The 26108-nt window shown below is 35.3% G+C and carries 22 protein-coding genes; 13 read left to right on the top strand and 9 right to left on the bottom strand.

Annotated features, from left to right (window positions below):
• Window positions 1-105 precede the first annotated feature (105 nt).
• Genes topA through LAB100_RS01180 form a run of 5 tightly spaced genes read left to right on the top strand, consistent with a single transcriptional unit; the run spans window position 106 to window position 5969 of the window.
• Complete coding sequence (gene topA / locus LAB100_RS01160; protein ID WP_119326347.1) at window positions 106-2193, top strand: type I DNA topoisomerase; 2088 nt, start codon at window positions 106-108, stop codon at window positions 2191-2193.
• The gene (gene xerC, locus LAB100_RS01165; RefSeq protein WP_119326346.1) at window positions 2194-3093 is read left to right on the top strand and encodes a tyrosine recombinase XerC; all 900 of its coding nucleotides are present in this window, start codon (window positions 2194-2196) and stop codon (window positions 3091-3093) included.
• A 13-nt stretch (window positions 3094-3106) separates the two neighbouring features.
• Window positions 3107-3631 (top strand): HslVU peptidase proteolytic subunit, encoded by a 525-nt coding sequence (gene hslV, locus LAB100_RS01170; protein WP_057868168.1) that lies wholly within the window; start codon window positions 3107-3109, stop codon window positions 3629-3631.
• A 15-nt stretch (window positions 3632-3646) separates the two neighbouring features.
• The gene (gene hslU, locus LAB100_RS01175) at window positions 3647-5080 is read left to right on the top strand and encodes an ATP-dependent protease ATPase subunit HslU (RefSeq protein WP_119326345.1); all 1434 of its coding nucleotides are present in this window, start codon (window positions 3647-3649) and stop codon (window positions 5078-5080) included.
• Between the two features lie 10 nt (window positions 5081-5090).
• On the top strand, window positions 5091-5969 hold the full coding sequence (locus LAB100_RS01180) for an aldose 1-epimerase family protein (protein WP_119326344.1): 879 nt from the start codon (window positions 5091-5093) through the stop codon (window positions 5967-5969).
• A gap of 85 nt (window positions 5970-6054) precedes the next feature.
• Here the strand turns inward: LAB100_RS01180 and LAB100_RS01185 are convergent, their stop codons facing one another.
• Both LAB100_RS01185 and plsY read right to left on the bottom strand, forming a co-directional pair.
• Complete coding sequence (locus LAB100_RS01185) at window positions 6055-6759, bottom strand: DUF3862 domain-containing protein (protein ID WP_119326343.1); 705 nt, start codon at window positions 6757-6759, stop codon at window positions 6055-6057.
• Window positions 6760-6873: 114 nt separating this feature from the next.
• Window positions 6874-7500 (bottom strand): glycerol-3-phosphate 1-O-acyltransferase PlsY, encoded by a 627-nt coding sequence (gene plsY / locus LAB100_RS01190; protein WP_119326342.1) that lies wholly within the window; start codon window positions 7498-7500, stop codon window positions 6874-6876.
• A 209-nt stretch (window positions 7501-7709) separates the two neighbouring features.
• Between plsY and parE the strand changes: the two genes are divergently transcribed.
• The 5 genes from parE to rbsU all read left to right on the top strand — a co-directional run bounded on the left by parE (window position 7710) and on the right by rbsU (window position 15402).
• Window positions 7710-9710: a DNA topoisomerase IV subunit B gene (parE, locus tag LAB100_RS01195; protein ID WP_119326341.1), complete on the top strand. Its 2001-nt coding sequence runs from the start codon at window positions 7710-7712 to the stop codon at window positions 9708-9710.
• Between the two features lie 10 nt (window positions 9711-9720).
• The gene (gene parC / locus LAB100_RS01200; protein WP_119326340.1) at window positions 9721-12165 is read left to right on the top strand and encodes a DNA topoisomerase IV subunit A; all 2445 of its coding nucleotides are present in this window, start codon (window positions 9721-9723) and stop codon (window positions 12163-12165) included.
• A 93-nt stretch (window positions 12166-12258) separates the two neighbouring features.
• Window positions 12259-13215: a LysR family transcriptional regulator gene (locus LAB100_RS01205; RefSeq protein ID WP_371851206.1), complete on the top strand. Its 957-nt coding sequence runs from the start codon at window positions 12259-12261 to the stop codon at window positions 13213-13215.
• 24 nt (window positions 13216-13239) lie between these two features.
• A complete protein-coding gene (locus tag LAB100_RS01210; RefSeq protein ID WP_119326338.1) occupies window positions 13240-14181 on the top strand; it encodes a manganese-dependent inorganic pyrophosphatase in 942 nt (313 codons plus the stop codon).
• A 327-nt stretch (window positions 14182-14508) separates the two neighbouring features.
• Entirely contained in the window at window positions 14509-15402 is an 894-nt protein-coding gene (rbsU, locus tag LAB100_RS01215; protein WP_119326337.1) for a ribose/proton symporter RbsU, read from the top strand.
• A gap of 256 nt (window positions 15403-15658) precedes the next feature.
• Here rbsU and LAB100_RS01220 read toward each other — a convergent pair whose 3' ends face one another.
• The 7 genes from LAB100_RS01220 to LAB100_RS01250 all read right to left on the bottom strand — a co-directional run bounded on the left by LAB100_RS01220 (window position 15659) and on the right by LAB100_RS01250 (window position 21953).
• Complete coding sequence (locus LAB100_RS01220) at window positions 15659-16228, bottom strand: LOG family protein (protein ID WP_119326336.1); 570 nt, start codon at window positions 16226-16228, stop codon at window positions 15659-15661.
• 13 nt (window positions 16229-16241) lie between these two features.
• Entirely contained in the window at window positions 16242-17069 is an 828-nt protein-coding gene (locus tag LAB100_RS01225; protein ID WP_119326335.1) for a site-specific integrase, read from the bottom strand.
• 124 nt (window positions 17070-17193) lie between these two features.
• A complete protein-coding gene (locus LAB100_RS01230) occupies window positions 17194-17673 on the bottom strand; it encodes a PTS sugar transporter subunit IIA (protein ID WP_119326334.1) in 480 nt (159 codons plus the stop codon).
• Between the two features lies 1 nt (window position 17674).
• A complete protein-coding gene (locus tag LAB100_RS01235) occupies window positions 17675-18532 on the bottom strand; it encodes a MurR/RpiR family transcriptional regulator (RefSeq protein ID WP_119326333.1) in 858 nt (285 codons plus the stop codon).
• Between the two features lies 1 nt (window position 18533).
• Complete coding sequence (locus LAB100_RS01240) at window positions 18534-20009, bottom strand: PTS transporter subunit EIIC (RefSeq protein ID WP_119326332.1); 1476 nt, start codon at window positions 20007-20009, stop codon at window positions 18534-18536.
• Between the two features lie 3 nt (window positions 20010-20012).
• On the bottom strand, window positions 20013-20909 hold the full coding sequence (murQ, locus tag LAB100_RS01245) for an N-acetylmuramic acid 6-phosphate etherase (RefSeq protein WP_119326331.1): 897 nt from the start codon (window positions 20907-20909) through the stop codon (window positions 20013-20015).
• A gap of 6 nt (window positions 20910-20915) precedes the next feature.
• Entirely contained in the window at window positions 20916-21953 is a 1038-nt protein-coding gene (locus LAB100_RS01250) for a MupG family TIM beta-alpha barrel fold protein (RefSeq protein WP_119326330.1), read from the bottom strand.
• 403 nt (window positions 21954-22356) lie between these two features.
• On the opposite strand from LAB100_RS01250, the gene LAB100_RS01255 reads away from it, so the two are divergent.
• The 3 genes from LAB100_RS01255 (at window position 22357) to LAB100_RS01265 (ending at window position 26077) form a co-directional block, all read left to right on the top strand.
• Window positions 22357-22857 (top strand): methylated-DNA--[protein]-cysteine S-methyltransferase, encoded by a 501-nt coding sequence (locus LAB100_RS01255; protein WP_119326329.1) that lies wholly within the window; start codon window positions 22357-22359, stop codon window positions 22855-22857.
• Window positions 22858-22993: 136 nt separating this feature from the next.
• Window positions 22994-24790, top strand: a complete 1797-nt coding sequence (recQ, locus tag LAB100_RS01260) for a DNA helicase RecQ (RefSeq protein WP_246001200.1) — start codon at window positions 22994-22996, stop codon at window positions 24788-24790.
• 423 nt (window positions 24791-25213) lie between these two features.
• The gene (locus tag LAB100_RS01265; RefSeq protein WP_119326327.1) at window positions 25214-26077 is read left to right on the top strand and encodes a metallophosphoesterase family protein; all 864 of its coding nucleotides are present in this window, start codon (window positions 25214-25216) and stop codon (window positions 26075-26077) included.
• Window positions 26078-26108: the final 31 nt, after the last annotated feature.

Below are 26108 nucleotides of genomic sequence, written 5' to 3' on the forward strand. Positions count from 1 at the left end.
AAGATTAATTTAAAATGTTTGGTAATGTTTTAAATTGACAAAATGAAAAATCTGTGATTAATATATTGACAGTTTGAATTGATCCATTGGAAAGGAGCACTTTACGTGCCATCAACAAAGCAAAAGAATTTGGTGATCGTTGAATCACCTTCAAAAGCAAAAACAATTGAAAAATATTTGGGACGTAATTATCACGTAGTAGCAAGTCTTGGTCATGTTCGTGATTTGCCTAAGAGTCAAATGGGCGTTGATATTGATCATAACTACGAACCAAAATACATTTCTATTCGTGGTAAAGGTCCAGTTATTAAAGATTTAAAGAAAGAAGCTAAAAAAGCTAAAAGAGTTTATCTGGCAGCCGATCCGGATCGTGAAGGGGAAGCCATTGCATGGCATGTCTCACATTTGTTAGGTCTAGATGATGACGGGAAAAACCGTGTTGTTTTTAACGAAATTACTAAGGATACCGTTAAACAAGCATTTAAGTCACCTCGTTCAATTGATATGAACTTGGTTGACGCTCAACAAGCTAGACGTGTCTTAGATCGTTTGGTTGGTTATTCAATTTCTCCAATCCTTTGGGCAAAGGTTAAAAAGGGTCTTAGTGCCGGACGTGTTCAATCAATTGCCTTGAAATTAGTGATTGATCGTGAAAACGACATTAAGAAGTTTATTCCTGAAGAGTACTGGACGATTGAATCGACCTTCAAACATGGCAAGGATAAGTTTTCAGCTAACTTCTATGGTTTAAATGGTAAAAAAGCTGAATTGAAAGACAATGACCAAGTCCAAGAAGTTTTGGGTAAAGTTGATAAGAAAAAAGATTTTAGTATCGACAAGGTTACTAAAAAAGAACGTAAACGTATGCCAGCCGCCCCATTTACAACTAGTTCATTGCAACAGGAAGCTAACAAACGTTTGAATTTCAAAACTAGAAAAACAATGATGATTGCTCAACAATTGTATGAAGGAATCAATTTAGGACGTAAAGAAGGTACAGTCGGTTTAATTACTTATATGCGTACCGATTCTAAGCGTATTTCTAAAGTTGCTGAAGCTGAGGCATCCAAGTTCATTCATGAAGAATATGGTGAACCATTTGCTATTGTTAAAGAACGTAAGGACAAAAATCAAGAAGGGGCTCAAGATGCCCATGAAGCTATTCGTCCTTCTTCAGTTTTCAGAACTCCAGCATCATTGAAAGATATTCTTAGTCGTGATCAATTCCGCTTGTACAGTTTAATTTGGTCAAGATTCGTTGCTAGTCAAATGACACCAGCTGTTTTTGATACTATGACAGTTGATTTATCTCAAAATGGTGTCATGTTTAGAGCTAACGGTTCTAAGATCAAATTCGAAGGTTACCGCAAGGTTTACCAAAGTGCCAGTGACAAGTCGAAGAAAGATAATATTTTACCTGACTTGGTTGAAGGTGACACGGCTAAGCTAGAAAAGAATGATCCGGCACAACATTTTACTCAACCACCCGCAAGATTTACTGAAGCTTCTTTAGTTAAAACTCTAGAAGAAAATGGTGTTGGTCGTCCCTCAACGTATGCTCCAACTATTGATACAATCCAACGTCGTTATTATGTTAAATTGAACGGTAAGAGTTTTGAACCTACTGAGCTAGGTGAGATTGTTGATAATCTTATCCAAGAATATTTCCCTGATATTGTTAATACTGATTTTACAGCTCACTTAGAAGATGAGCTTGATAATATCGAAGAAGGTAAAGAAGATTGGGTTAAGGTTGTTGATCGTTATTACAAACCTTTTGCTAAAGAACTCGAATCTGCAGAAGATAAAATCGAAAAAGTTCAAATTAAAGATGAACCAGCTGGTATGGATTGTGATATCTGTGGGGCTCCAATGGTTATCAAGATGGGCCGTTATGGTAAGTTCTATGCTTGTTCGCGTTTCCCAGAATGTCGTAATACTAAACCAATCGTTAAAGAAATCGGTGTAATTTGTCCTAAGTGTAAAAAGGGACAAGTTATTGAAAGAAAATCGAAGAAGAATCGTATTTTCTACGGTTGTTCCAGATATCCAGACTGTGACTTTGTTTCATGGGATAAGCCAATTGGCCGTGATTGTCCTAAGGATGGTCATTATCTAGTTGAAAAGAAGGTCAAAGGTGGCCGTCAAGTAATCTGTCCAAACGGAGATTATGAAGAGGATATTCAAAAATAAATGATAGAAAAAGAATTAATCGATAAATTTGTAGACAATTTAATGGTTAATCATCACTACTCAAAAGAAACAAAAAAATCTTATTTAGAAGATATAGATAATTTTGTTTCTTTTTTAGACCAAAATGGTGGATTTAAAGGATTTACTAAAGTCACACGAATTGATGTAGAAACATATTTGACTTATTTAGACGAAAAAAATTATGCAGACGAAACGATTGCTCGAAGAATTTCGGCACTGAGATCCTTGTATAATTTTTTAGTTAAAAATAAGTTTCTCAAGGCTAATCCGTTTGACTTGGTACAGTTACGTCACAAGGGTCGTAAATTGCCGCATTTCTTTTATGAGAAAGAAATGACACAATTATTTGAAGCAGTTAAAGGTGATGATCCACTCTCCCAAAGAAATTCCGCTTTATTAGAATTGCTCTATGCCACTGGCATGCGGGTGAGTGAGTGTGCTAATCTATTATTAGATCAATTGGATTTTTCTAATGAAATCGTTTTAATACATGGTAAAGGTGACAAGGATCGTTATGTTCCTTTTGGAAGTTTTGCTAAGAGTGCATTAGAAACTTACTTTGATCAAGGTAGAAAAGATTTGATGACAAAATATCATCAAGATCACCAATATGTTTTTGTAAATAGCCGGGGCAAGAATTTGACTAGTCGAGGAATTGAATATATTTTAAATCAGATTATCAAGAAAACGAGCTTGACATCTGATATTCATCCGCATATGATACGTCATACCTTTGCCACACACATGCTTGAACATGGTGCCGATCTGAGAACCGTCCAAGAATTATTAGGACACTCAAGTCTTTCGACGACTCAGATTTACACTCACGTGACAATGGACCATTTACAAAAAGATTATAAAAAATATTTTCCAAGATAGAGAAGGTAAATCAATGACTACAATAGTTGCTGTTAAGCATGATGATCACACTGCAATTGCTGGTGATGGTCAAGTTACAATGGGCGAAAAGTACATCATGAAGGGTACTGCTCACAAAGTAAGACGAATTTATGATGACAAGGTTATTATTGGCTTTGCCGGTGGTGTTGCTGACGCCATCACTCTCCAAGATTGGTTAGAGAAGAAATTAAAGGCCTATTCAGGTAATTTGAAACGTGCTGCTGTGGAATTGGCTCAAGATTGGCGTAAAGACCCTACATTGCAAAAATTAGAGGCACTTTTGATTGCGATGGATAAGGATAATTTACTATTGATCTCAGGTAGTGGAGAAGTTATTGAACCAGATGAAGATGTTGTTGCGATTGGTTCCGGTGGTAACTTTGCCCAAGCAGCAGCCATTGCTATGCAACGTCATGCTAAGGATATGGACGCACAACAAATCGCTGTCGAAGCAATTAAGATTGCATCAAGTATTGATATTTTTACTAACGAAAATATTATTTCAGATAAATTTTAGAGTGGAGATTAGTAAATGGACACATTAACACCGAAACAAATTGTTGCCCAATTGGACAATTATATTATTGGTCAAACAGATGCTAAAAAGGCTGTAGCGATTGCTTTATACAACCGTTACCGCCGTATGCAAGTACCAGCAAAACTACAACAAGAAATTACACCAAAAAATCTAATGATGATTGGACCTACTGGTGTTGGTAAAACTGAAATTGCTCGTCGTTTAGCAAAAATTGTTAACGCTCCTTTTGTTAAGGTCGAGGCAACTAAGTTTACTGAAGTAGGTTACGTCGGACGTGATGTTGAATCAATGGTCCGTGACCTAGTTAGTGTTGCTGTTTCAATGGTCGAAAAAGAAAAGTTTGAAGAAATTAGACCTGAAGTTCGTCGTGACGTTGATAAGAAATTAGTGAAATTACTTGCTCCTGGTGTTAAGAAAGAACAAAAGCAAAATAATAATGATTTCATGAGTATGTTAAATAGCATGCAAAATGGTGGTCAAAATCTTGGCAGTATCTTTAATAATGCTGATACTGTAGATGAAGATCCTGATGCTAATTCAGAGGTTACTGATGATGTTCGTAATCAACGTTTATCCGTTAAGGAACAATTAGACAAAGGTTTACTTGAAGATGAAGAAGTAACAATCAAAGTTGAAGAGTCAAAAAAAGTTGGTCCAATGGACGATCAAATGGGTCAAATGGGTATTGATATGTCAGGGATGATGGATTCATTGATGCCTAAGAAAACAATCACGAGAACTTTACCTGTTAAAGAAGCCCGTGAACTCTTGATTCAACAAGAATCACAAAAGCGTGTTGATCATGACGAAATTTATCAAAAGGCAATTGAAAAAACTCAAAATAATGGAATTATCTTTATTGATGAGTTTGATAAAATTGCTGCTGGTGATAAGAAGACTTCAGGTGAAGTTTCTCGTGAAGGTGTACAACGTGATATCTTGCCAATCGTTGAAGGTTCAAGAATCAACACTAAATATGGTCCCGTTGATACTGATCATATTCTCTTTATTGCTTCCGGTGCATTTGCCGAAAGTAAACCAAGTGATTTGATAGCTGAACTTCAAGGACGTTTCCCAATTCGTGTGGAATTAAATGACTTGACTGAAGACGACTTTATTCAAATCTTGACTAAACCAGACAATGCTTTGACAAAACAATATGTAGCGCTTACAAGAGCCGATGGAATACATTTAACTTTTACTAAAGAATCTGTCGAAGAGATTGCAAAAATTGCCTTTGAATTGAATAATAGTAATCAGAATATCGGTGCTAGACGACTTTCTACTGTCTTGGAAAAGATTTTGGCAGATATTCTCTATGAAGGACCAGATATGCAAATGGGTGACATTACCATCACTCGTGAATATGTTCATGAACAAGTTGGTAAAATTGCTCAAGATCAGGATCTTTCACGTTATATTCTTTAGGGGGAAAAACATGACAGTTTATCAATTGAAGAACGACTATTTAACATTAAAAGTTAATTCATTAGGTGCTGAAATGAACAGCATTGTAAATAATGAAGATTCAGAATTTATCTGGCAAGCCGACAAGAACGTTTGGGGTAGACATGCTCCTGTATTGTTCCCAATTGTTGGCCGTTTAAAGGATGACCATTATTTTGTAGATGGTAAAGAATACAAGATGACACAACATGGTTTTGCCCGTGATCAAGAATTTGCTCTAGATTCACAAACTGACTCAAAATTAGTTTTGAGTTTAACAACCAGTGAAGCAAGTCTTGAAAAGTATCCATACCATTTCAAATTAAGAATTGTTTATCAACTTGTTAAAGATACAGTTCAAATTTCTTATTTGGTTGACAGTCTAGAAGAATCAGATGACATGTACTTCTCAATTGGTGCTCATCCTGGATTTGAAGTTCCTTTCGATAAAGGTTTGAAATTTGAGGATTACAAGGTTTCAATCGATCCACTTGAAGCAAGAACTCATATTCCAATAGACAATCATTTGATTGATTTAAATGGTGAAAAGAAAGTTGAGAACCAAAACTTCCCAATGACTCGCGATTACTTCGTTAATGATGCTGTGGTTTATCGTTTAAGTGAACCGGCAGAAGTGACGATCTCAAGTGACAAGTCAAATCACAAGTTAACATTAGATACAGGTAACGCCAAGTTCTTCGGTATGTGGTCAACATATCCTGATGACAATGGTAAGTTCATGTGTATCGAACCATGGTGGGGACTAGCTGATAAGACTGACAGCGACAATAATTTCAAGAATAAATACGCTATTAATAAGTTAGCTCCTAAGGAACAATTTGAAGCCTACTTCTCAATTTCAGTTAAATAATAAGAAAAAACCACTCATTAATTGAGTGGTTTTTTGTCTTTAGAATTTAAATGTCGTTAAAAATAAGATTATTGATTTAACAGCTTTATTTGATTCCTGTCTGGCTTTTTCCGCTAACAGTACCGTCGGTCAAAGTAACGATAAAATTGGCTCCTGTGTTGCCCTTAACGCCAGAAGAGTAGGTATATTCTTTAACATCTTTGCCAGAAGCGATTGTTTCATTGTAATTGTTTGGACGACCAAGATTAGTGAAGATGGCATCTTCTGATTGACCATTTTGAATTGAACTATAGGCGTCTAATCCTAATTTCTGTTCACGATTAACTTTAACGCCAGTGATAGACTTGCTGACAGCATGTCCATTAGTAAAACTAACCTTCATATTAGAACCTAACTGGCCGTTTTTAATATTATTCCATGTATTGATTTCAGTTTTAGTATCACCTTGAGTGGTAGTTGAAGTTGAAGAGGGCTTTCCAAGGATTTGTTGAACTGTTTCCATTGGTGTTCCACTTTCAGCATTTAAATATATTCCGCTATATTGTGGAATGGTTACTCCAGATTTCTTTTTAGTGTTCTTCTTGGTGGAAGATTTCTTTTTGGTAGTTTTTTGAGAAGATGATTGACTAAAAGGACCCATTGAGGTCATCTTCATCCCCGTTAAACCACCACCAGTTAGGAGAATGATAATGATGATTGACCAAAACCACCACTTCTTGTAAAAATGTTTTTTCTGTTTTTTATGCGTTCGTTGATATTCTGCTCTAGTGGGCAAATTGTAGTTGTTCAATTGTGAGCCTCCCCTGATAACGCTTTTATTATTATTTTATCAGTAACGGAAGATAAATGTATCTTTTAATGACAAAAAAAGCATAAAACTAAAATTAGTTTTATGCTTTAATAATTATTTTGAATTTTGTTTCTCACGTTGTTGTTTTTTGTACCTTAATCCAATAGGAACAAGGTTTTCTTGGCCTTTAAGTAGTCGCTTGATATTAGGAATATGACGTACATAAATAATGACAGTAACAATTGCAGCGACGGTTGTTAAGATCCAATCATGCAAGAACAGAGTCGCGATAGTAAAGAAAAGAATCGTTGTTAAACTGGCCACACTAACCATACTAGTTGTATAGACGATAGCTGCTAAAAAGATAAAGCAGATCACAAACAACAAAGGATTATATGCTAGTAAAATACCAGCACTCGTTGCGACGGCCTTGCCACCACGAAATTTTAGAAAGATTGAGAAACAGTGGCCAATAACGGCACAGATACCGATAAATAGAATCCAATGACGGTCAAGTCCAAAGAATACAGGCATCAAGGCACCCAAAGTTCCTTTCAAAATATCAACGATCAAAACAACAGTTCCAGCAAATTTACCAAAGACTCGGTAAGCATTTGTGGTTCCAACATTACCGCTACCGTAGTCAAAAATATTCTTGTGGAAGAATACTTTACCGACGATATAAGCAGTCGGAAACGAGCCAATTAGATAGGCTAAAATTGCACAAATGAGAAGTTTCATTAAAAAATCACTCTCTCAGCTTTATTTTTTGGTATATTGTAACTCTATGGTGTTTTTAGGAGAATTATAAATACCAACCTAGACATTATCCACTATTTTACTCAAAATTAAAAGATTTCTCTTGAATACGAACGTATATTCGTATATCGTGAATAGTGTTATAATACTAGAATATTGATTTAGCAGTAAATGAAAAAGGAATGATATAAATGCCAAAATCATCTTATGATGATTCGTCAATTCAAATCCTTGAAGGATTGGAAGCTGTACGAAAAAGACCTGGTATGTACATTGGTTCCACTGATTCACGTGGATTACATCACTTGGTATATGAAATAGTTGATAATGCGGTCGATGAAGCTTTATCTGGATTCGGTAAAGAAATTAATGTCACTATCAATCAAGATAGTAGTATTACCGTGGTTGATCATGGACGTGGAATGCCAACAGGGATGCATGCTTCAGGTAAGCCAACTATTGAAGTTATTCTAACGGTACTGCACGCTGGTGGTAAGTTCTCAGAGAATAGTTATAAAACTTCTGGTGGTCTGCACGGTGTAGGTTCATCAGTAGTTAACGCTTTGTCAGAATGGATGACAGTTCGAGTTGTTCGTGATCACAAAGTTTATGAAGAACGTTTTGAAAATGGTGGTCACCCAGTTGGAACTTTAAAGAAGACAGGGACTACTAAAGAAAGCAGCGGAACAACTATTAGCTTTAAGCCAGATTCTTCAATTTTTCAAACAACTAAGTTTAACTATGATACTTTGGCGGAAAGATTAAGGGAATCAGCTTTCTTGCTTAAAGGTGTTAAGTTTACGATCACTGACAAACGTGGTGATGAAACTAAAGAAGATGTATTTCATTATGAAGATGGAATACAATCTTTCGTTAAATATCTGAATGAAGATAAAGATACACTTGGTGGTATTTTTTACGTTGAAGGAACTAATTCCGATATTGAAATTGAATTTTCCGGTCAATATAATGACGGTTATTCGGAAAACATTATTTCCTTCGTTAATAATGTTCGTACTGCTGATGGTGGGACACATGAAGCCGGAATGAAATCTGGTTTAACTAAGGCCTTTAATGATTATGCTAGAAAAGTCGGCTTGTTAAAGGAAAATAGTAAAAATCTTGAAGGTAGTGATGTTCGTGAAGGACTTTCAGCTATCATTTCTGTCAGAATTCCCGAAGAGATCTTACAGTTTGAAGGTCAAACTAAGGGAAAATTAGGTACTCCACAAGCTCGCTCGGCTGTTGATCAGTTGGTTTATGAACAAATGAGTTTCTACTTGATGGAAAATGGTGAGCAGGCTCAAATGCTTGTTAAGAAGGCTCTTAAAGCGCGTGAAGCACGGGATGCGGCTAGAAAAGCACGTGAAAGTACTCGTAGCGGTAAAAAGAATAAGAAAACTGATGGATTGCTTTCCGGTAAGTTAACGCCAGCACAATCGAAAAACTCAGATAGAAACGAATTGTTCTTAGTTGAGGGTGATTCTGCCGGTGGTTCAGCAAAGCAAGGTCGAGATCGTAAATTTCAAGCTATTTTGCCATTACGTGGTAAGGTCTTGAATACTCAAAAAGCAAAATTAGAAGATATTTATAAAAATGAAGAAATCAATACGATGATTTATACAATTGGTGCCGGTGTTGGTGCTGACTTTAAGTTGGAGAATCGTAACTATGATAAGGTTATTATTATGACCGATGCTGATGATGATGGTTCTCATATTCAAATCTTATTACTGACTTTCTTCTATCGTTATATGCGTCCATTAGTTGAATCTGGTCACGTCTATATTGCACTTTCTCCACTTTATAAATTGCAAAAAGGCAAGGGTGCTAAGACTCAAATCAGATATGCTTGGACACCAGATGAATTACAAGAAGATATCAAACAAATGGGTAAAGGATATGACTTGCAGAGATTTAAAGGTCTTGGTGAAATGAATGCCGATCAACTCTGGAAGACAACTATGGACCCGGAAAACCGCATCTTGATCAGAGTTAATATTGACGATGCAGCTTTGGCTGAACGTCGTGTTACAACTTTGATGGGTGATAAGGTTAAACCACGTCGTGATTGGATCGAGAGTAATGTTCGCTTTAACGGTACTGAAGAAGGCGACAATATCTTGGAAAAAGTTGATGAAACTGATCCAATTGACAGTAAAATCGTTGACGATTTATTGAATAAGGAATAGGTGATAAATAGTGACTGAAAATTCTCCTAAAATTCAAGATATCTCGCTCGAAAAAATCATGGGAGATCGATTTGCGAGATATTCAAAATCAATTATTCAAGAAAGAGCTTTACCAGACATTCGTGACGGTTTAAAACCAGTTCAACGGAGAATTTTGTATTCAATGTTTTTGGATGGCAATACTTATGACAAGGGCTTTAGAAAGTCTGCCAAGGGTGTTGGTAATGTTATGGGTAATTTCCATCCTCACGGAGATTCTTCAATTTATGAAGCCATGGTACGTTTATCGCAGGATTGGAAGTTACGAAATCCCTTGATTGAAATGCACGGTAATAATGGTTCAATGGATGGAGACCCACCCGCTGCGATGCGTTATACTGAAGCTCGATTGAGTAAAATTTCTGTTGAAATGCTTCGAGATATCAATAAAGATACTGTTGATGAAGAATGGAACTTTGATGATACTGAGAAAGAACCAAAAGTTTTACCAGCTAGGTTCCCCAATTTATTGGTTAATGGTGCTACTGGTATTTCAGCTGGATATGCGACTGAGATTCCACCTCATAATCTAGGTGAAGTTATTGATGCCACAATCAAAATGATCGATAACCCTGACATAACTTTGGAAGAATTAATGAAGATTGTTAAGGGACCAGATTTTCCAACCGGTGGTATTTTGCAAGGAAAAGCCGGAATAAGGGATGCTTATAAGACTGGTCGAGGCAAAGTATATTTACGTTCAAAGACTTCTATTCAAGAGATCAGAGGTCATAAGTCTCAAATCGTAATCACAGAGATTCCATATGAAGTTAATAAAGCTCAATTAGTTAAAAAGATGGATGAAATTCGTGTCTTGAAGAAGGTTGACGGAATCGCTGAAGTTCGTGATGAATCTGATCGTCAAGGACTTTCCATCGTAGTTGAATTAAAACGTGATGTTGATGCTAATGGTATTCTCAATTACTTGTTTAAGAATACGGATTTACAAATTTCGTACAATTTTAACATGGTTGCCATTGCTGACATGCGTCCTCAACAGGTCGGTTTAGTTCAAATCTTGAAGGAATATATTGAACATCAAAAAGACGTCGTCTTACGTCGAAGCCATTTTGATTTAACTAAGGCCAAGAAACGTCTTCATATTGTTGAAGGTTTGATCAAAGCCTTATCAATTCTAGACAAGGTAATCAAAACTATTCGTAGTAGTAAGAATAAATCTGATGCTAAGAATAATTTGATAAAAGAGTATCAGTTTACTGAAGAGCAAGCTGAAGCAATCGTTTCTTTGCAACTTTATCGTTTAACTAATACTGATGTTACCGAATTGGAAAAAGAAGATAAGGGTCTACGTAATCAAATCACTAGTTTAAATAAGATTATTGACGATCATACAACTTTGATGAATGTTATTAAAAAAGAACTTCTTACTGTGCGTGATACGTACGCTGATAAACGTCGGACTAAGATTGAAGCCAAGGTCGAAGAGATTGAGGTCGATACTCGCGTGATGGTAGCAAGTGAAGACGTACGTCTGTTAGTCAGTCATGATGGCTATGTTAAACGTAGTAGTCTTCGCTCATATCAAGCATCAAGTGAAACTGACAATGGTCTAAAAGATGAAGATTATCCAATTATTGATCAAAATGTTAATACTTTGGACCATTTATTCATCTTTACTGATAAAGGAAATCTGATTTATCGTCAAATTTTTGAAGTTGAAGATAGTCGTTGGAAAGATACTGGATCTCATTTATCCCAAGAAGTTGGACTAGATTCTGACGAATCAATCTTAAAAGCGTTTGTCTTTAAGGATTTGAAAGAGACTGGTAATTTCTTAGTGGCAACTAATGAAAACTATATTAAGCAAGTTGCTTTTAGTGACTTGTTGCCAGGGCGAACTTATAAATCTAGAGCATCAAAATATTGTAAGTTAAAAGACAAGGCTTCAGAAGTGATGAATGTTTATTATGTTGAAAAAGATGCCAAAAATTTAGTATATGTCTTTACAAAGCATTCATATGCTTCAGCTTTTCCAATTGAAGAAGTTCCTGTTGTCAGTGGTAAGGCCATGGGTGTTAAGTTTGTTAGTCTAAAAGATGATGATCAATTGGCAGATTATTTCTTAGCTACTGATGAAAATGATAAAATTGCTTTGTTGACCCAACGTGGATCATATAAACAAATGAAGTTATCTGAGATTCCAGTTACTAGTCGGGCTCGTCGTGGAGTATTGACACTACGCGAGTTGAAACGTCAACCACATCGAGTTTTGTTGGTAACTAACGTTTCAAATGAAATGAATCTTTCAATTGTAACTGATACTAATAAAGAAATTGAAATTGATCGATCAAATCACCAAAGTACAGATCGCTATTCTAATGGATCATTTATTATGGACCCAGCAACAGACGGTACTCCAGTAAGATTTGTGAAAAAGATTGAAGAAAACGCATAATATAAAGAGCATAGTTTCACTTTATATAGTATTATTATCTTATTGAATACATTATTTTTTACTTTCACAAATACCTAGGAGGATTCGTTATTGCTGGACGAAAAATCAAGAAGAGTCTTTAGTTCCAAAGCTTTGAATTATTTTGATGAGTTGACTAAGAATATGAGTTATACCAAAACAGCTCAGTTATTAGGAATTACGCAACCTGCATTGACTCAACAAATAAAAAAAATAGAACGTGTTGTAGGGGCACCATTGTTTTATAGTGTCGGAAAGAAGATCTATTTAACTGACGCTGGAACATCCCTATTAAAAGTGACACATCAAATGTTTGATTTGATCAACAATGTGACTGATCAGATTCAACAGGAGTCCTCGGAAAAGAGCGGTACGATCAGTATCGGTTTGTTATCAACTGCTGAATCGGTTGTTTTGGAAGACTTTATTGTTGAATACAATCGAATCAATCCTAATGTTATTATTGATTTGAATCTTTTGACCCGTAAAGAACTTTGGGACAATATCCAAAATAATCGAATTGATTTAGCTATTATGTATTTACCTGACAAGAATATTAAAAGTTGGAAGATATATAAATCTAAGAAAATCATTAGTGATAACATAATGTTGATTCACAACAATGAAAAGCTTAGTAAACGTAAGTCTGTTTGTTACAAGGATGCAGTTGCTAAACCTTGGGCAACTTATTTGAAGTCTTATTACTTTTCGGAATTGTTGGCAGAACGTTTCCGGGATGCTTTAGTAGATTCTCCAAAAGTTATTGCAAGATTTTCATCACCGTATCAACTTTTGAAGTTTGCTCAAGAATCCGATGATGTTTACACGGTTCTACCATTGAGTTTTTGCATTGCACATCAATCAATGTTTAAACTTTATCAAACACCACTTGAACCTGCTATATCAAGTGATTTATCATTTGTATATCGAGAAGATAAAGAAAAGATTCCGCGAATTCAAGAATTCTTGAGTGAGTGGGATAATTTCTTAGATAAAATGAGTTATATTGATCGTCTTAAATCTTCTAGATAAATTTTATAAAGGGGTATAGTACACATGCCAAAGGAAAAAGAACTAGTTTTTGGACACAAAAATCCTGATACTGATGCTGTTTCAGCAGCAGTTGCTTATTCATATTTACAAAATCAATTAGGTTACAACACTGAAGCCGTTGCTTTAGGTGAACCAAACCTTGAAACAAAGTTTGTTTATAACCATTTTGATGTTAAATATCCACGTATCATTTCAGCCATTAATGGTGAAGTTAAAAAAGTTATGCTAGTTGATCACAATGAAAGACAACAAAGTGTTGATGATATCGCTGATGTTGAAATTACTCACGTCGTAGATCATCACCGTATTGCTAACTTTGAAACAGCTCTACCTTTGTATTATCGTGCTGAACCAGTTGGTTGTGTAAGTACAATCATTTGGGAAATGTATAATGAAAATGAAGTTGAAGTTCCAGCTAAGATTGCTGCTATCATGGCTTCATCAATTATTTCAGATACATTACTATTGAAATCACCTACAACAACTGATGTTGACCGCGAAGCTTTAAAGAGCTTGGCTAAAACTGCTGGTATCGACTATGAATCATATGGTCTTGAAATGTTAAAGGCTGGTACTAATTTGGACAGCAAGACAACTCAAGAATTGATCGATATGGATGCTAAGAGCTTTGACATGAATGGTAACAGTGTACGTGTAGCCCAAGTAAATACTGTTGATGTTGATGATACTTTAAAGCGTGAAAGTGACTTTGTTAAGGATATTAAGGCTGAAAATGCCGATAAAGGTTACAATCTATTTGTACTTTTGATTACAAATATCTTAACAAGTGACACAACTGGTCTTGTTATTGGTGATGATGCCGCAATTGCTAAATTTGAAGCTGCCTTGAATACTAAGGTTTCTGATAACAAAGCTGCTTTGCCTGGCGTTGTATCACGTAAAAAACAAGTTGTACCTCCATTGAATGATCAATTCAATAAGTAATGCTTGTTAATTAATTTGATTTAAAGAATAAATGACATTTATGAGAGATTAGGTATGTAGCGTAATCTATCTTATAAATGTCATTTTTTTATTAAAATTTACTATCTCTATTTTTAAAATTAGTTTATGATTATTTAGGAAATTAATTAATAAACATAAAATAAATCAATGAAAATTGACAGTTAAATATTATGTAAATGTTGAAAACGTATTCGCATTTCTGTTATAATATTTTCATTGTCAAAAACTGCTGGATTTTTTGTCTAGCAGTTTTTATATTGATGATAATGGATTGTTTAATTTCAATTGCAAAGAGGGAGTTTTTTAATGAGTGCAATGAATATAGTTATTGGTCTTTTACCAATGATTGGTTGGGGATTTTTCCCCGTACTTACTGGTAAATTTGGTGGGAAGCCAGTAAATCAAATATTAGGAGCAACTTATGGTACATTGATTGCCGCAATCATCGTGGCCATAGTTCGCCAAACACCAATGCTAGGTGGTAAAGAGTTTTTATACACATTCTTGTCAGGTGCTTGTTGGTCATTAGGCCAGATTCTGGTATTTTATGCATTTTCTGAAATGGGTGTTTCTAGAACAATGCCTATTTCAACAGGTTTTCAATTAATTGGAGCATCACTTTGGAGTGTTTTAGTACTTGGTGAGTGGGCTAAGACATCTTCAAAAGTTATTGGATTTTTTGCCATTGCTTTAATTATTTTTGGTGTTTATCTAACTACTTATACAGAAAATAAAATTCCTAAAGAAGAAGGCGGAGCTAACGCTGTAAAAGGTGTACTATTAGTTCTTTGTGCCGAAGTAGGATATTTAGGCTATTCAGCCTTTCCACAGGCAATTCAAAATCTAGATGGTTTTGAAGCATTCTTGCCACAAGCTTTGGGTATGGCTGTCGTTGCAACGATTTTTGCCTTAGTAACTAAGAGCAATCGTGTATCTAAGCCATTTAAAACTAAGAGTTCATACACTAATCTGATTTCTGGATTTTTCTTTGCTTTTGCTGCTTTAACATATTTGATCTCAGCTCGTCCTGAAATCAATGGTTTGGCAACAGGATTTATTCTTTCACAAATGAATGTTATTATCGCTACTCTTGGTGGTGTTTATATTCTTCACGAGAGAAAGACTAAGAAAGAAATGAGTTCTATCTTAGCTGGATTAGCTCTAGTCGTCATAGCAGGGATTATCACATCATTCCTATAAAAGAAGAAAATAAAAACACGTTGGAAAATTAATTCCAACGTGTTTTTTTGTTATATATCAGAGAGTTTACATTTAATTGGTCTATCTTTTATTAATTAATACAAAATTGGGAGGATATTTATTTGTACGTAGTATTAATGAGAAAATCATATTTTGTAATGTATATCTAAGGAGTATATTTTTGTCAGATATCTTTATCTATCTGACGCCTAGAATATAACCCCATTTGTCAAAATAGGGAAGTAATATGCTCATGTTATTTATTATAACTTCTCATTGTTGGTGGGGTATAGGATTGAATAAATTGCCCGATTTCTGTTAAGGAATCGCTGAACAGCAGGGTTTTACGAGTTCTTGTTTCCATGAATCCTTGGTTAGTCATGGAATCGAAGAAACTTGCCAATTCGTCATAGTAATGATTGATGTTATAAAAGATACATGGATTGGTACTGTCGCCGATAATAGTCCAAGAGAAAGCCTCTGAGATCTCTTCCAAAGTTCCCGGACCACCAGGTAAAGCAATATTTGCAACGGAATCATCAAGCATAGCCTGTTTACGTTGCGACATGTCTGGTACGATATCTAATTTAGTAAGTTGATTATGTGACAATTCACGGTCAGCGAGTTCTTTAGTAATGATTCCGTGAACGAAGCCATCTTCTGCTAAGACACTGTTAGCGACAGCTCCCATAAGTCCAAAGCGACCACCACCGTACGTTAGACCATAATTGTTAGATACAATCCAATGACCAAGTTTTTGTGCTCCAATTTTGTAAATTTCATCATTACCTGTGGATGCGCCACAATATACTGCAATATTCTTCATTTTTTCACTCTCTTTAAATGTCAAAGTTTGTTTCGCGTTTAAGTCGACGGTAATACATCAAGGAAGGTGTATCTAAAGCATCTAAAGCTCTTTGTTGATCAGTAGATAGCTCTTTAGTGCTTAATGCTAAGAGAATGAAAGTCGTGTAAAGTTTTTTAGGAGATAAGTCCAAGCCTGTACTTTCACTGTCTTTTTTTAGATCCCGATGGATAGCGGGTACTGTCAATAAAGGGGTATTGGCACCACGATTACGACTTAGGAATAGATTGTTATTGTTCCAATAAGAGCGATAAGGCTCAATATACGCTTTGTATAAATTTAAGAACTGTAATTCATCTTTGTCAAATGATAATTGATTGAATTTTTTGTAAAAATCTGCTTGCATAGCTTCTTTATAGTTGAATCCTTTGGCAATAATCAAAATTAATAGCCTCGTGTAAATACTTAAATCAGTTTTAAGATATTCAGGAAGCTTTAAGAAGACCTCTACGGGGAAATCTGACTGTTTGGGTACAGTTACACTGTTGATATTTAAAGTTGGTATTTCGGGCGTTTTTTTAGTACTGAAGAGATATTTGAAGTAGACATTAAGGTTACTAATAACTTTATTGATCGTGCTGGGACTGAGTTGCAGATTATCGAGCATAAAATTTTTAAATAAACGAACATCCATTTCGTGAACATCTTTAATATCTTCCGATATTTTATAGTCATTGTTGTGTTGAATAGTGTAATTAAAAAAATCATTTAAAGAGTTCATATATTCGGTATGAGCTTTGTCAGAAATATGTCTGGTTTTAAGATTAGCTTCAAAGCCAGTGAGATAAGGGATTTTTACCATAATAAAACCTCCTTTTAATTTCATTATACATTTTGTTAATTTTTCCCACAAAAAACAATTGCAATGGAATGTAAAAAATCCCTGTGTGATTACCACACAAGGATTTTCTATTGATTAGGAATTACTATTTAACAGTAATTTTTAAAGCAGGATCACCTGCTGAAATTGTTTTTTCATCAAAATCACCCATATCTTTAACAGCATCAGAATTAGTAATGATCGTCATGATAGAAGTATCTTTACCAGCAGCTTTGACTTGTTCAAGATCCATTGAAACTAGTTTCTGGCCTGCTTTAACAGTGTCGTTTTCTTTAACAAAAGTTTCAAAGGGTTTGCCATTTAATTCAACTGTGTCGATACCTAGATGCAACATTACTTCCAAGCCATGTTCTGAGGTGATCATCAAAGCATGCTTAGTTGGGAAAACTGTGCCAATAACACCACCGATAGGAGCAACAATTTCATTATCACTAGGAGTTACAGCAAATCCGTCGCCCATTAATTTTTGTGAGAAAACTGGATCACTGACTTTATCCAAATGAATCAGTTCACCATTAGCAGGTGATACGAATTCGTCAATCTTTTTTCTAGAAAATAACCCCATTTTAACTTTCCTCCTTAAAATTCTTAGCAATATATTTTTGTGAAGTAATGATTTCTTTGACATGCTTTGAAAAATCTAATTTGAAGTAACTATAATACAACAAGTCAATTGCATAGAACTGGGCAATTAAGGAAGTCGTTGCGGCACTTCTCAAAGAACTATTTTCAGTACTGTCATCGTGAACCAGAACAACAGTGGCCAATTTTGCTAATGCGCTTACATTATTATGCGTTAATACAATTATAGGTATTTTATTTTGTTTTGCAAGATGTGCCAGTTCAATTGCTTCTTTAGTTTCACCAGAATTAGAAATAATTACCACAGCGGCTTGTTCTTTTTTTGCTAGAAGAATCGTACTAATAACATGCAAATCATTGTTAGTAATAACAGTTTTACCAATTCGAAAAAACTTTTGCTGAAAATCTTCCGCGGTGATATGTGAGGCACCAATTCCAAAACTAACGATTAGATTCTTTTCATGCAGAATTTTAATGGCTGAATTTAAATTAGCGTCCGTCAAAGCTGTATTGGTTCTTAAGATAGTTTGGTTAATTCGAAAAGAAAGCTTTTTTTTGAGGTCATCCATAGAATCATTAGGTGAAATTTCGTCATAAATTTCACTATCTTGGTCACTTTCGGCGGATAAACGTAATTTAAAACCAGAAAAACCAGTATCTGGACAAAACAATTTGCTGAAACGAACAATCGAAGCTGAACTAGTAGGAATCTTTTGAGCTAGATCCTGAACACTCATAGTTGTGACATCAGTAGGGTATTCAATAATATAATTAGCAATTTTTTGTTCGGTCTTAGTTAAATTAGGTAAAGCCTGTTTAATTGAAAATATTAAGCTTTCCATACTAATCTAATTCAGTAGCTTTTCTAGCTTCAGCTGGAACACCGAAGAAGTATGTGGCAATGAAACCACCAGCGTAGGCTGCTAGAAGACCGAAAATATAGCCGAGTACATGTCCATTAGTGATCAAAGGAATTAAAGCAATACCAGATGGTCCAATAGCAATAGCCCCAACGTTACCAAAGGCTCCAACGACGGCACCACCAATACCACCACCGATACATGCAGTAATGAATGGGCGACCTAGTGGCAAAGTAACACCATAGATCAATGGTTCACCAATACCAAGGAAACCAACTGGCAAAGCACCTTTAATCATATTAGTTAGTTTCTTGTTCTTCTTGCAACGAACCCAAAGTGCCAAAGCAGCACCAACTTGACCAGCACCGGCCATAGCTAGGATAGGTAGAAGTAAAGTTGAACCAGTTTTATCAATCATTTCAATATGAATAGGAGTAAGAATTTGGTGAAGTCCTAACATAACCATTGGTAGGAAGAATAATCCGAGAATAAATCCAGAGAAAGCTCCACCAACTTTTAGAACCCACATAATAGAACCAACCAATGAATCGGAAACGACACCAGCAATTGGCATAACGATGAAGATGGTAAAGATACCGACCGCTAGAAGTGAGATCGTGGGTGTAACAATAATATCAATAGAATCGGGAATAACTTTGTGCAATCTCTTTTCGATCATTGCTAAAATCCAAACTGAGAAAATAACACCGATGATACCACCTTGACCGGCGGAAAGAGCTTGGCCGTTGAAGATATTTTGTAAAGGCGTTTTAGGATCAACCCCGGCTAATAGTGTAACCGCACCGATCACACCACCGAGACCAGGAGTAGCACCAAATTCTTCAGCAGAATTGATACCAACATAAATTGCTAGATAAGCAAAGACACCATTTTTAATGACATTTAAAACGGTAATAAATTCATTCCAGTTTTTGCCGATATCGCCAGCCACCATCATATTAGAAAGAACAGCAGCGATACCACCAATTAAACCAGCACCAACGAAAACGGGAATCAAAGGTACGAAGATGTTAGAAATTGACTTTAAAACAGCCTTAGTTTTTGAAGGCTTGATCTTCTTCTTTTGTTGAGCCTTAAATTCAGCAGCTTTTTCAGTAACTTCAGCCTTAGCCTTTTGATGTTCAGTCATGTGCGATTCATCAGTATTGTTGTCTAAATCTTTGGGAAATTCTTGACCTAACTTCACGCCGACTTGATCGATCATTACTTGAGCTACTTTATTAACAAGTCCCGGGCCAACAACAACTTGAAGAGTATCTTCTTGAACGACACCTAATACTCCTTCAATTGCCTTTAACTTTTCCATATCGACCTTATCGTAATCTCTAATGGTCATTCTTACTCTAGTCATACAGTGAATGAGCTTTTCAACATTTTGGGGACCGCCAACAGCAGCGTAGATCTCACGTGCAAGGCGTTCTTCTTTTTTCTCAGCCATAATTTAATCCTCCTTCATAGCTTTTCTTACAAAGCCATCATTTTGTTTAAGATTTTTAATTGCAGTATCTTTATCTGTACCAGTTAAAATCATGATGATAGCAACTTTGACATCTTTATTTGCTGCTAAGAAATTCTTTTCGGCAGTTTGATAACCACAATCAGTAGCTTGCATAATGATTCGTTTAGAACGTTCAACTAATTTGTCATTAGTAGGTTTAACATCAATCATTAAATTTTGATAAGCTTTGCCTAATTTGATCATTGAAGTTGTAGAAATCATATTTAAAATTAATTTCTGAGCAGTACCAGCCTTTAATCTGGTTGAGCCGGTCAAGACTTCTGGTCCGGTGACGACTTCAATAGGGCAGTCGGCAAATTTAGAAATTTCAGCATCCTTATTGCAAGAGATACTGATTGTAGCAGCTCCTACTTTTTGAGCATACTTCAAGGCTCCAATAACGTAAGGCGTACGACCACTAGCAGCCAAGCCAACGACTGAATCATTTTTGTTTAGTTGTAGATTTTTTAAATCTTCTTCAGCCAGGTTCACTGAATCCTCAGCACCTTCAACAGCTACAGTCATAGCACTTTGACCACCAGCAATAAGCCCTTGGACTAGAGTGGGGTCAGTTCCAAAAGTTGGAACACATTCAGCGGCATCAAGTACTCCTAAGCGGCCACTAGTACCAGCACCGAGATAAATTAGACGGCCACCATTCTTAAACTGTTGAATAACTTTTTCCACGGCAGCTTCAATTTGAGGTAATTGCTCATGAATTCTTTGAGGAACGGTTTGATCTTCAGAATTCATTAAATTTAGAATCTCAGCAACAGACATTGTATCTAACGTCATACTGTTGGGATTTCTAGTTTCAGTACTTAATTTTGCTAAATCCATATCTCCTTACTCCTTTTTATTAATTGTAAAAGCACTATTAGCGCTGATAAATGGTAATAGTTGAATCGAAGCTTGATCCAAATGGCCTAAGACATTGACTTTTTCATCAAGTGGCAAGTCCTTTTTGGTCAACTGTACCTCTCCCATGTAACGACCATAATTTTGGTTGTCGATTGTAATAGAACCTGCATTGCGAGGGATGCTTTGTGTAGGTAGAACAATATCTTTATTCAAAGCATTCATTCCACGACTTTCAACAACACGGATTACATCAGCAGCAGGGTCGGGACGGTTGTGTAGGACCTTCTTTAATAGGTAATCTGGAAAATCAGAGCTTTTTTTAATATTTAGATCCAAAATATCTTTATCAAAATAGTCGTCAAACTTTTCTTGCATATTTAAACTTAATCTAGGATCACCGATAAAGATTTTGTCGACTTGATCATTTTGCAATTGAATTGCAGATGCCAAGAGGTTTTGATGACGTTGTGATTCTAGTGTAGGCAAGCCAGTATATATTGGCCCCCGAAGTGTTTGATCTCCAGGGATAAAAGCTTGCGTCGTAATGCCCAATTGTTTGAACCAGAGATTTTTCTCTTTAAACCATTGGCTGTCTAATCCAGTTTCTGGACGAGGATAGAAATTGTGCCAAGCCTCAATGTTATCGAAATTAGCTTGGTATTTTTTGAGTTCTAAAATATCCTGTTCATTTAAAGTACTAGCATTTAACGCCAAAGGATTCTTTTGTGACATTTGAGCAATTGTTTGATTAGTAAAACCATCATCAAGACGTAATTTAAATGCAGGTAGATCAGCAGGTAGGTTAGCGAGTGTCTTTTGATCGATGTCAATAAAAACATTTAGATTTAATTCAGCAGTGTAATTTAAAAAGATTCTTAGACGTTGAGCGTAGGCTGTTTGGTCGTCTTCAGGAATATGTAGTGAAGTAAATATTTTATTAAAATGATGTTGTTGCATACTGTGAATATAGTTTTTATCATCTTGATTGAGATCATGATCTAAATAATATGAAAAACCTAACATAAAATGGAACACCTCCTCTTTATTGAAAACGCTTAACTTACAAGAAATATCATATAACCGTTGAAATAAAATTACAATATAATTTAAGAAAACATTATAAAAATGAAATAAAAATACAAGAAACCGCTAGTACTGATTTGCCAAGAGTTTCTTGTATTTTTGGAATTATTTGTGATTGATTTAAAGGTATGGTTAGGAATTTTTGAAGGAGATGATGTTTTACAAATATATGAGTGTATTTAATATCCTAGTAGAAGATGCCGTCAGATTTATGACTGTTCTGAACTATTGTTTGCCAACATTGTTTAAAGGGATGCTTGACCAATAGACCTTGAATGAAAGTACAAGATTTTTAAATAGACTTTAGCTTATAATAAGGCTACATAAAAGCTGGTGAATAAATATGAAAAAGATCTACTATCATGTATTTGAAATTCAAAATCATAGTTACCTATTGGGAGTAACTGATAAAGGGTTAGCATTTGTAGGTTCCTGGGATCAGGGAATTGCGGAGTTAAAACAGTTTTATCCTGAAGCTATCCTCGAAGATGACTTTGAACATGTTATTAAATATGAAAAACAATTAGAAGAATATTTAGAAGGTTCGCGTGAAGAATTTACATTTATGTTGGATACTTCTGGGACAACCTTTCAGGAGGCTGTTTGGCAAGAGTTAAAAAGAATACCTTATGGAGAAGTAAGCAATTATACAAAGATAGCTAAGGCGATTAATAAACCAAAAGCAGTTAGAGCTGTAGGCACCGCAATTGGTAAAAATCCTGTATTGATAGTTGTTCCATGCCATCGAGTTTTGACTAAAACTGGTGATTTAGGTGGTTATCGTGGAGGAATTAAAATGAAGCGGGCTTTATTAGATTTAGAAACAAAGTTTTGCAGACAATAATCCTTACGTAATTTTATTTGAGTTGATTTTAAGTAGTGCTGGTGTGCGATTGAAATGATAGTTCGGTATGCAATTAGAAAATAATTTATGCTATGCTTTACCTATATTATTTTTGGCAAATGAGGAGTATTTAACTTTGAATTTAGAAGCTACCTTAAAAGAAGAATTTGGTTACGATACTTTTCGACCAGGTCAAAGAGAACTGATAGAAAAAGTTATGGCCGGTCAAAAAGCCATGGGAATTATGCCTACTGGTGGTGGTAAGTCAATTTGCTATCAATTACCAGCTACTATTTTGCCAGGATTAACATTGGTTGTTTCGCCATTGATTTCATTGATGAAAGATCAAGTTGATAGTTTGATTGAAGCGGGTATTCCTGCTACCTATTTAAATAGCACTGTAGAATGGCATGATCGTGAAGAAAGAATGCGCTATATTGAAAGTGGTGCAGTAAAGTTATTATTCGTAGCTCCTGAAAAGATTGTTGATGATGAGTTTTACAGTTGGCTTTCCGCTTTGGACATTTCTTTGGTTGCAATTGATGAAGCTCACGTATTGTCCTCTTGGGGACATGACTTTCGTAATAGCTATCTTAAAATGGTTCAGCCACTACAAGAATTACCAGGCAATCCTGCTTGGTTAGCCTTGACAGCAACGGCAACTGAACAAGTTCAAGATGATTTAGCTAATATCCTAAAGATTCCGACTGATAATATTATTAAAACGGGATTCGATCGTGATAATTTGGCTTTAAAAATTGAGCGTGGGGTTGATAAGTCGGAGTTCGTTTTAAACTATGTGAAAGCCCATATGGATGAATCAGGTATCATTTATGCGGGACGTCGTGAAGATGTTGATAATATTTATAGCTTTTTGAAAGCTAATGATGTTAAAGTTGGACGATATCATGCAGGTTTAAGCGATGAGGAACGACATGCTCAACAAGAAGATTTTCTTTTTGATCGTATTAATGTAATTGTAGCGACTAATGCTTTTGGAATGGGAATTAATAAGACTAATGTACGTTATGTTCTACATTTTACGATTCCGGGAACTATTGAAAGTTATTATCAAGAGGTTGGTCGTGCTGGGCGTGATGGTTTACCAGCTGAAGCTATTTTGCTATATGCTCCAGTTGATTTGAGATTACATCAGTTCTTTATTGATAAATCACTAGGTGATGATCAATACAAATTGAGTTTGAAGAATAAGCTTTTCGAAATGAGCCGTTATGCTGAGACGGAAAGCTGTTTGATGAAATTTATCCTCGATTACTTTGGCGAAAAAAATACAGAAGTCTGTGGTCGCTGTTCTAATTGTTTGGACGATCGTGAAGTTGTTGATGTAACGTCTGATGCTCAAAAGGTTCTTAGCTGTATTGTACGAATGAACCAGCGATTTGGTAAAAAAGTTGTAACGCGAGTTTTAGTTGGAAAAGATGATGTTGCTAATGACTGGCATCATTTTGAAAAGCTATCGACCTTTGGTATTTTTAAGGATAGAACCTTGAAAGAAACTAGTCGTCTGATTGATTTTCTTTTTGCAAATGGTTTTTTAAGCAGTAGTGGAGGTGAGTATCCTACTTTGCTGTTGTCCAAAAAAGGCGTAGCTGTGTTGAAGGGACAACTGAATGTAGCACGAAAACAAGACTTTAAACAGCTTCCAACTCGTAAGCCAATGGTAGACGATGGAAGCTTTGACGTGGCTTTGTTTGAAAAGCTACGCGAGTTAAGGACCAAGTTTGCTCGAAAGCAAGCTTTGCCACCATTTATGATTTTCTCTGATAAAACTCTAAAGGACATGTGTGTTCGAATTCCAACTAATAGTCAGGAGTTTCTTGCCGTCAGTGGTGTGGGTAAGGTTAAATTAGAACAATATGGTGAAAGCTTTATTAATGAGATTAAGGAATATCAAACAAGTACAGTAAGTTAAAAATAGAGAAGTAGTCAAATCAATGACTACTTTTTTTATGATTTATAAAATAGGGTGTAGTAATAAAAGTTTTAGGAAAACATAGCAAAAAAGACAAACGGCTTTATATCAATGGTTTAGGGGAGTTTATTAACTCAATAAATCTAAAAGAGGCTTGAAAAAAGTAAAATAAGCATGGTAGGAAGGTGCTGAGAGGCGAGTTCTATGAAAGTATAATGAAGAACTCATGGTTAAATATAATGCAAAAAGGTCAATAAATGAACTTGATTTATTCAAATGGTTGCTTTTTTTTGTAAAAAGCAATATTAAATAAAATGTTTTACGAAAACATAAAATATAAAAACAAAATTCAAACTGCCACACCGTTAATTTAGACCTAAAATGCTGTAAAATTAAAGTAGGGACCAAAGAGGGGGTAAAAACTTGAAAAAAATAGCATTAATTTCAGACATTCACGGTAACCTCACTGCCTTCAAACATGTCGTTGCCGATGCTGAACAACAAAATGTTTCAGAATACTGGTTTTTAGGTGACCTTTTAATGCCTGGACCAGGAACTAATTCAATTTTAAAACTTCTGAACGAAATTAATACTACCCGCATGATCCGTGGAAATTGGGACGATTTCCTTTTTGAAGATATCTTATCTATTAGCAAACAGTACATCGATGAGCCCCAAACTACCTATATTGTTGAGCTTATTAAGTACGTCTCCACTCACATCAACCCTGAATATCTTCAGCAAATGCGCCAATGGCCTATATCTTCCGAAATATCTATAAGTGGTTTGAATATTCTCTTAGCCCATAACTATCCAACTAAGAATTATGGACATGAATTACTACCTTATGAAAAACAAGCCAATTTTGATAAGCTTCTTTTTAATAAACCATATGATATTGCAATTTATGGTCACACACACCATCAAGTACTCAGAACTAGCAGCAATGATCAATTGATTGTTAATCCTGGTTCCATTGGTCAACCATATACGTCCTGGAATAAATTTGGTGCTGACAGACGCGCTCAGTACACAATTTTAACTTTTGATGATACTGGTTATGGTGGAATTGACTTCAGAAAAGTTGACTATTCAATTAAATCTGAATTGCAGTTTGCACAAGAAAATAATTTGCCATTCTATGAGCTATATGAGCGGATTTTTACAGATGGCAAAGCATTTACGCATAATAATGTAGCTCTTAACCAACAAATTAAAAAATATCGTTATAAACAAGATGTTCTTAAATATCTGGAACTTTTAGCTAATTCTAGAGAAAATACATAACTTCTTATAATACATATTATGTAACCTTGAA

Source organism: Companilactobacillus musae (assembly GCF_003967595.1).
In the GTDB taxonomy this organism is placed as follows: Bacteria; Bacillota; Bacilli; order Lactobacillales; family Lactobacillaceae; genus Companilactobacillus; species Companilactobacillus musae.

Bases quoted from the DNA above. Each gene is read 5' to 3' on its own strand.
- xerC (WP_119326346.1), top strand. From the start codon at position 2,194: ATGATAGAAAAAGAATTAATCGATAAATTTGTAGACAATTTAATGGTT.
- hslV (WP_057868168.1), top strand. From the start codon at position 3,107: ATGACTACAATAGTTGCTGTTAAGCATGATGATCACACTGCAATTGCT.
- hslU (WP_119326345.1), top strand. From the start codon at position 3,647: ATGGACACATTAACACCGAAACAAATTGTTGCCCAATTGGACAATTAT.
- LAB100_RS01180 (WP_119326344.1), top strand. From the start codon at position 5,091: ATGACAGTTTATCAATTGAAGAACGACTATTTAACATTAAAAGTTAAT.
- plsY (WP_119326342.1), bottom strand. From the start codon at position 7,500: ATGAAACTTCTCATTTGTGCAATTTTAGCCTATCTAATTGGCTCGTTT.
- parE (WP_119326341.1), top strand. From the start codon at position 7,710: ATGCCAAAATCATCTTATGATGATTCGTCAATTCAAATCCTTGAAGGA.
- LAB100_RS01210 (WP_119326338.1), top strand. From the start codon at position 13,240: ATGCCAAAGGAAAAAGAACTAGTTTTTGGACACAAAAATCCTGATACT.
- rbsU (WP_119326337.1), top strand. From the start codon at position 14,509: ATGAGTGCAATGAATATAGTTATTGGTCTTTTACCAATGATTGGTTGG.
- LAB100_RS01220 (WP_119326336.1), bottom strand. From the start codon at position 16,228: ATGAAGAATATTGCAGTATATTGTGGCGCATCCACAGGTAATGATGAA.
- LAB100_RS01225 (WP_119326335.1), bottom strand. From the start codon at position 17,069: ATGGTAAAAATCCCTTATCTCACTGGCTTTGAAGCTAATCTTAAAACC.
- LAB100_RS01230 (WP_119326334.1), bottom strand. From the start codon at position 17,673: ATGGGGTTATTTTCTAGAAAAAAGATTGACGAATTCGTATCACCTGCT.
- LAB100_RS01235 (WP_119326333.1), bottom strand. From the start codon at position 18,532: ATGGAAAGCTTAATATTTTCAATTAAACAGGCTTTACCTAATTTAACT.
- LAB100_RS01240 (WP_119326332.1), bottom strand. From the start codon at position 20,009: ATGGCTGAGAAAAAAGAAGAACGCCTTGCACGTGAGATCTACGCTGCT.
- murQ (WP_119326331.1), bottom strand. From the start codon at position 20,909: ATGGATTTAGCAAAATTAAGTACTGAAACTAGAAATCCCAACAGTATG.
- LAB100_RS01250 (WP_119326330.1), bottom strand. From the start codon at position 21,953: ATGTTAGGTTTTTCATATTATTTAGATCATGATCTCAATCAAGATGAT.
- LAB100_RS01255 (WP_119326329.1), top strand. From the start codon at position 22,357: ATGAAAAAGATCTACTATCATGTATTTGAAATTCAAAATCATAGTTAC.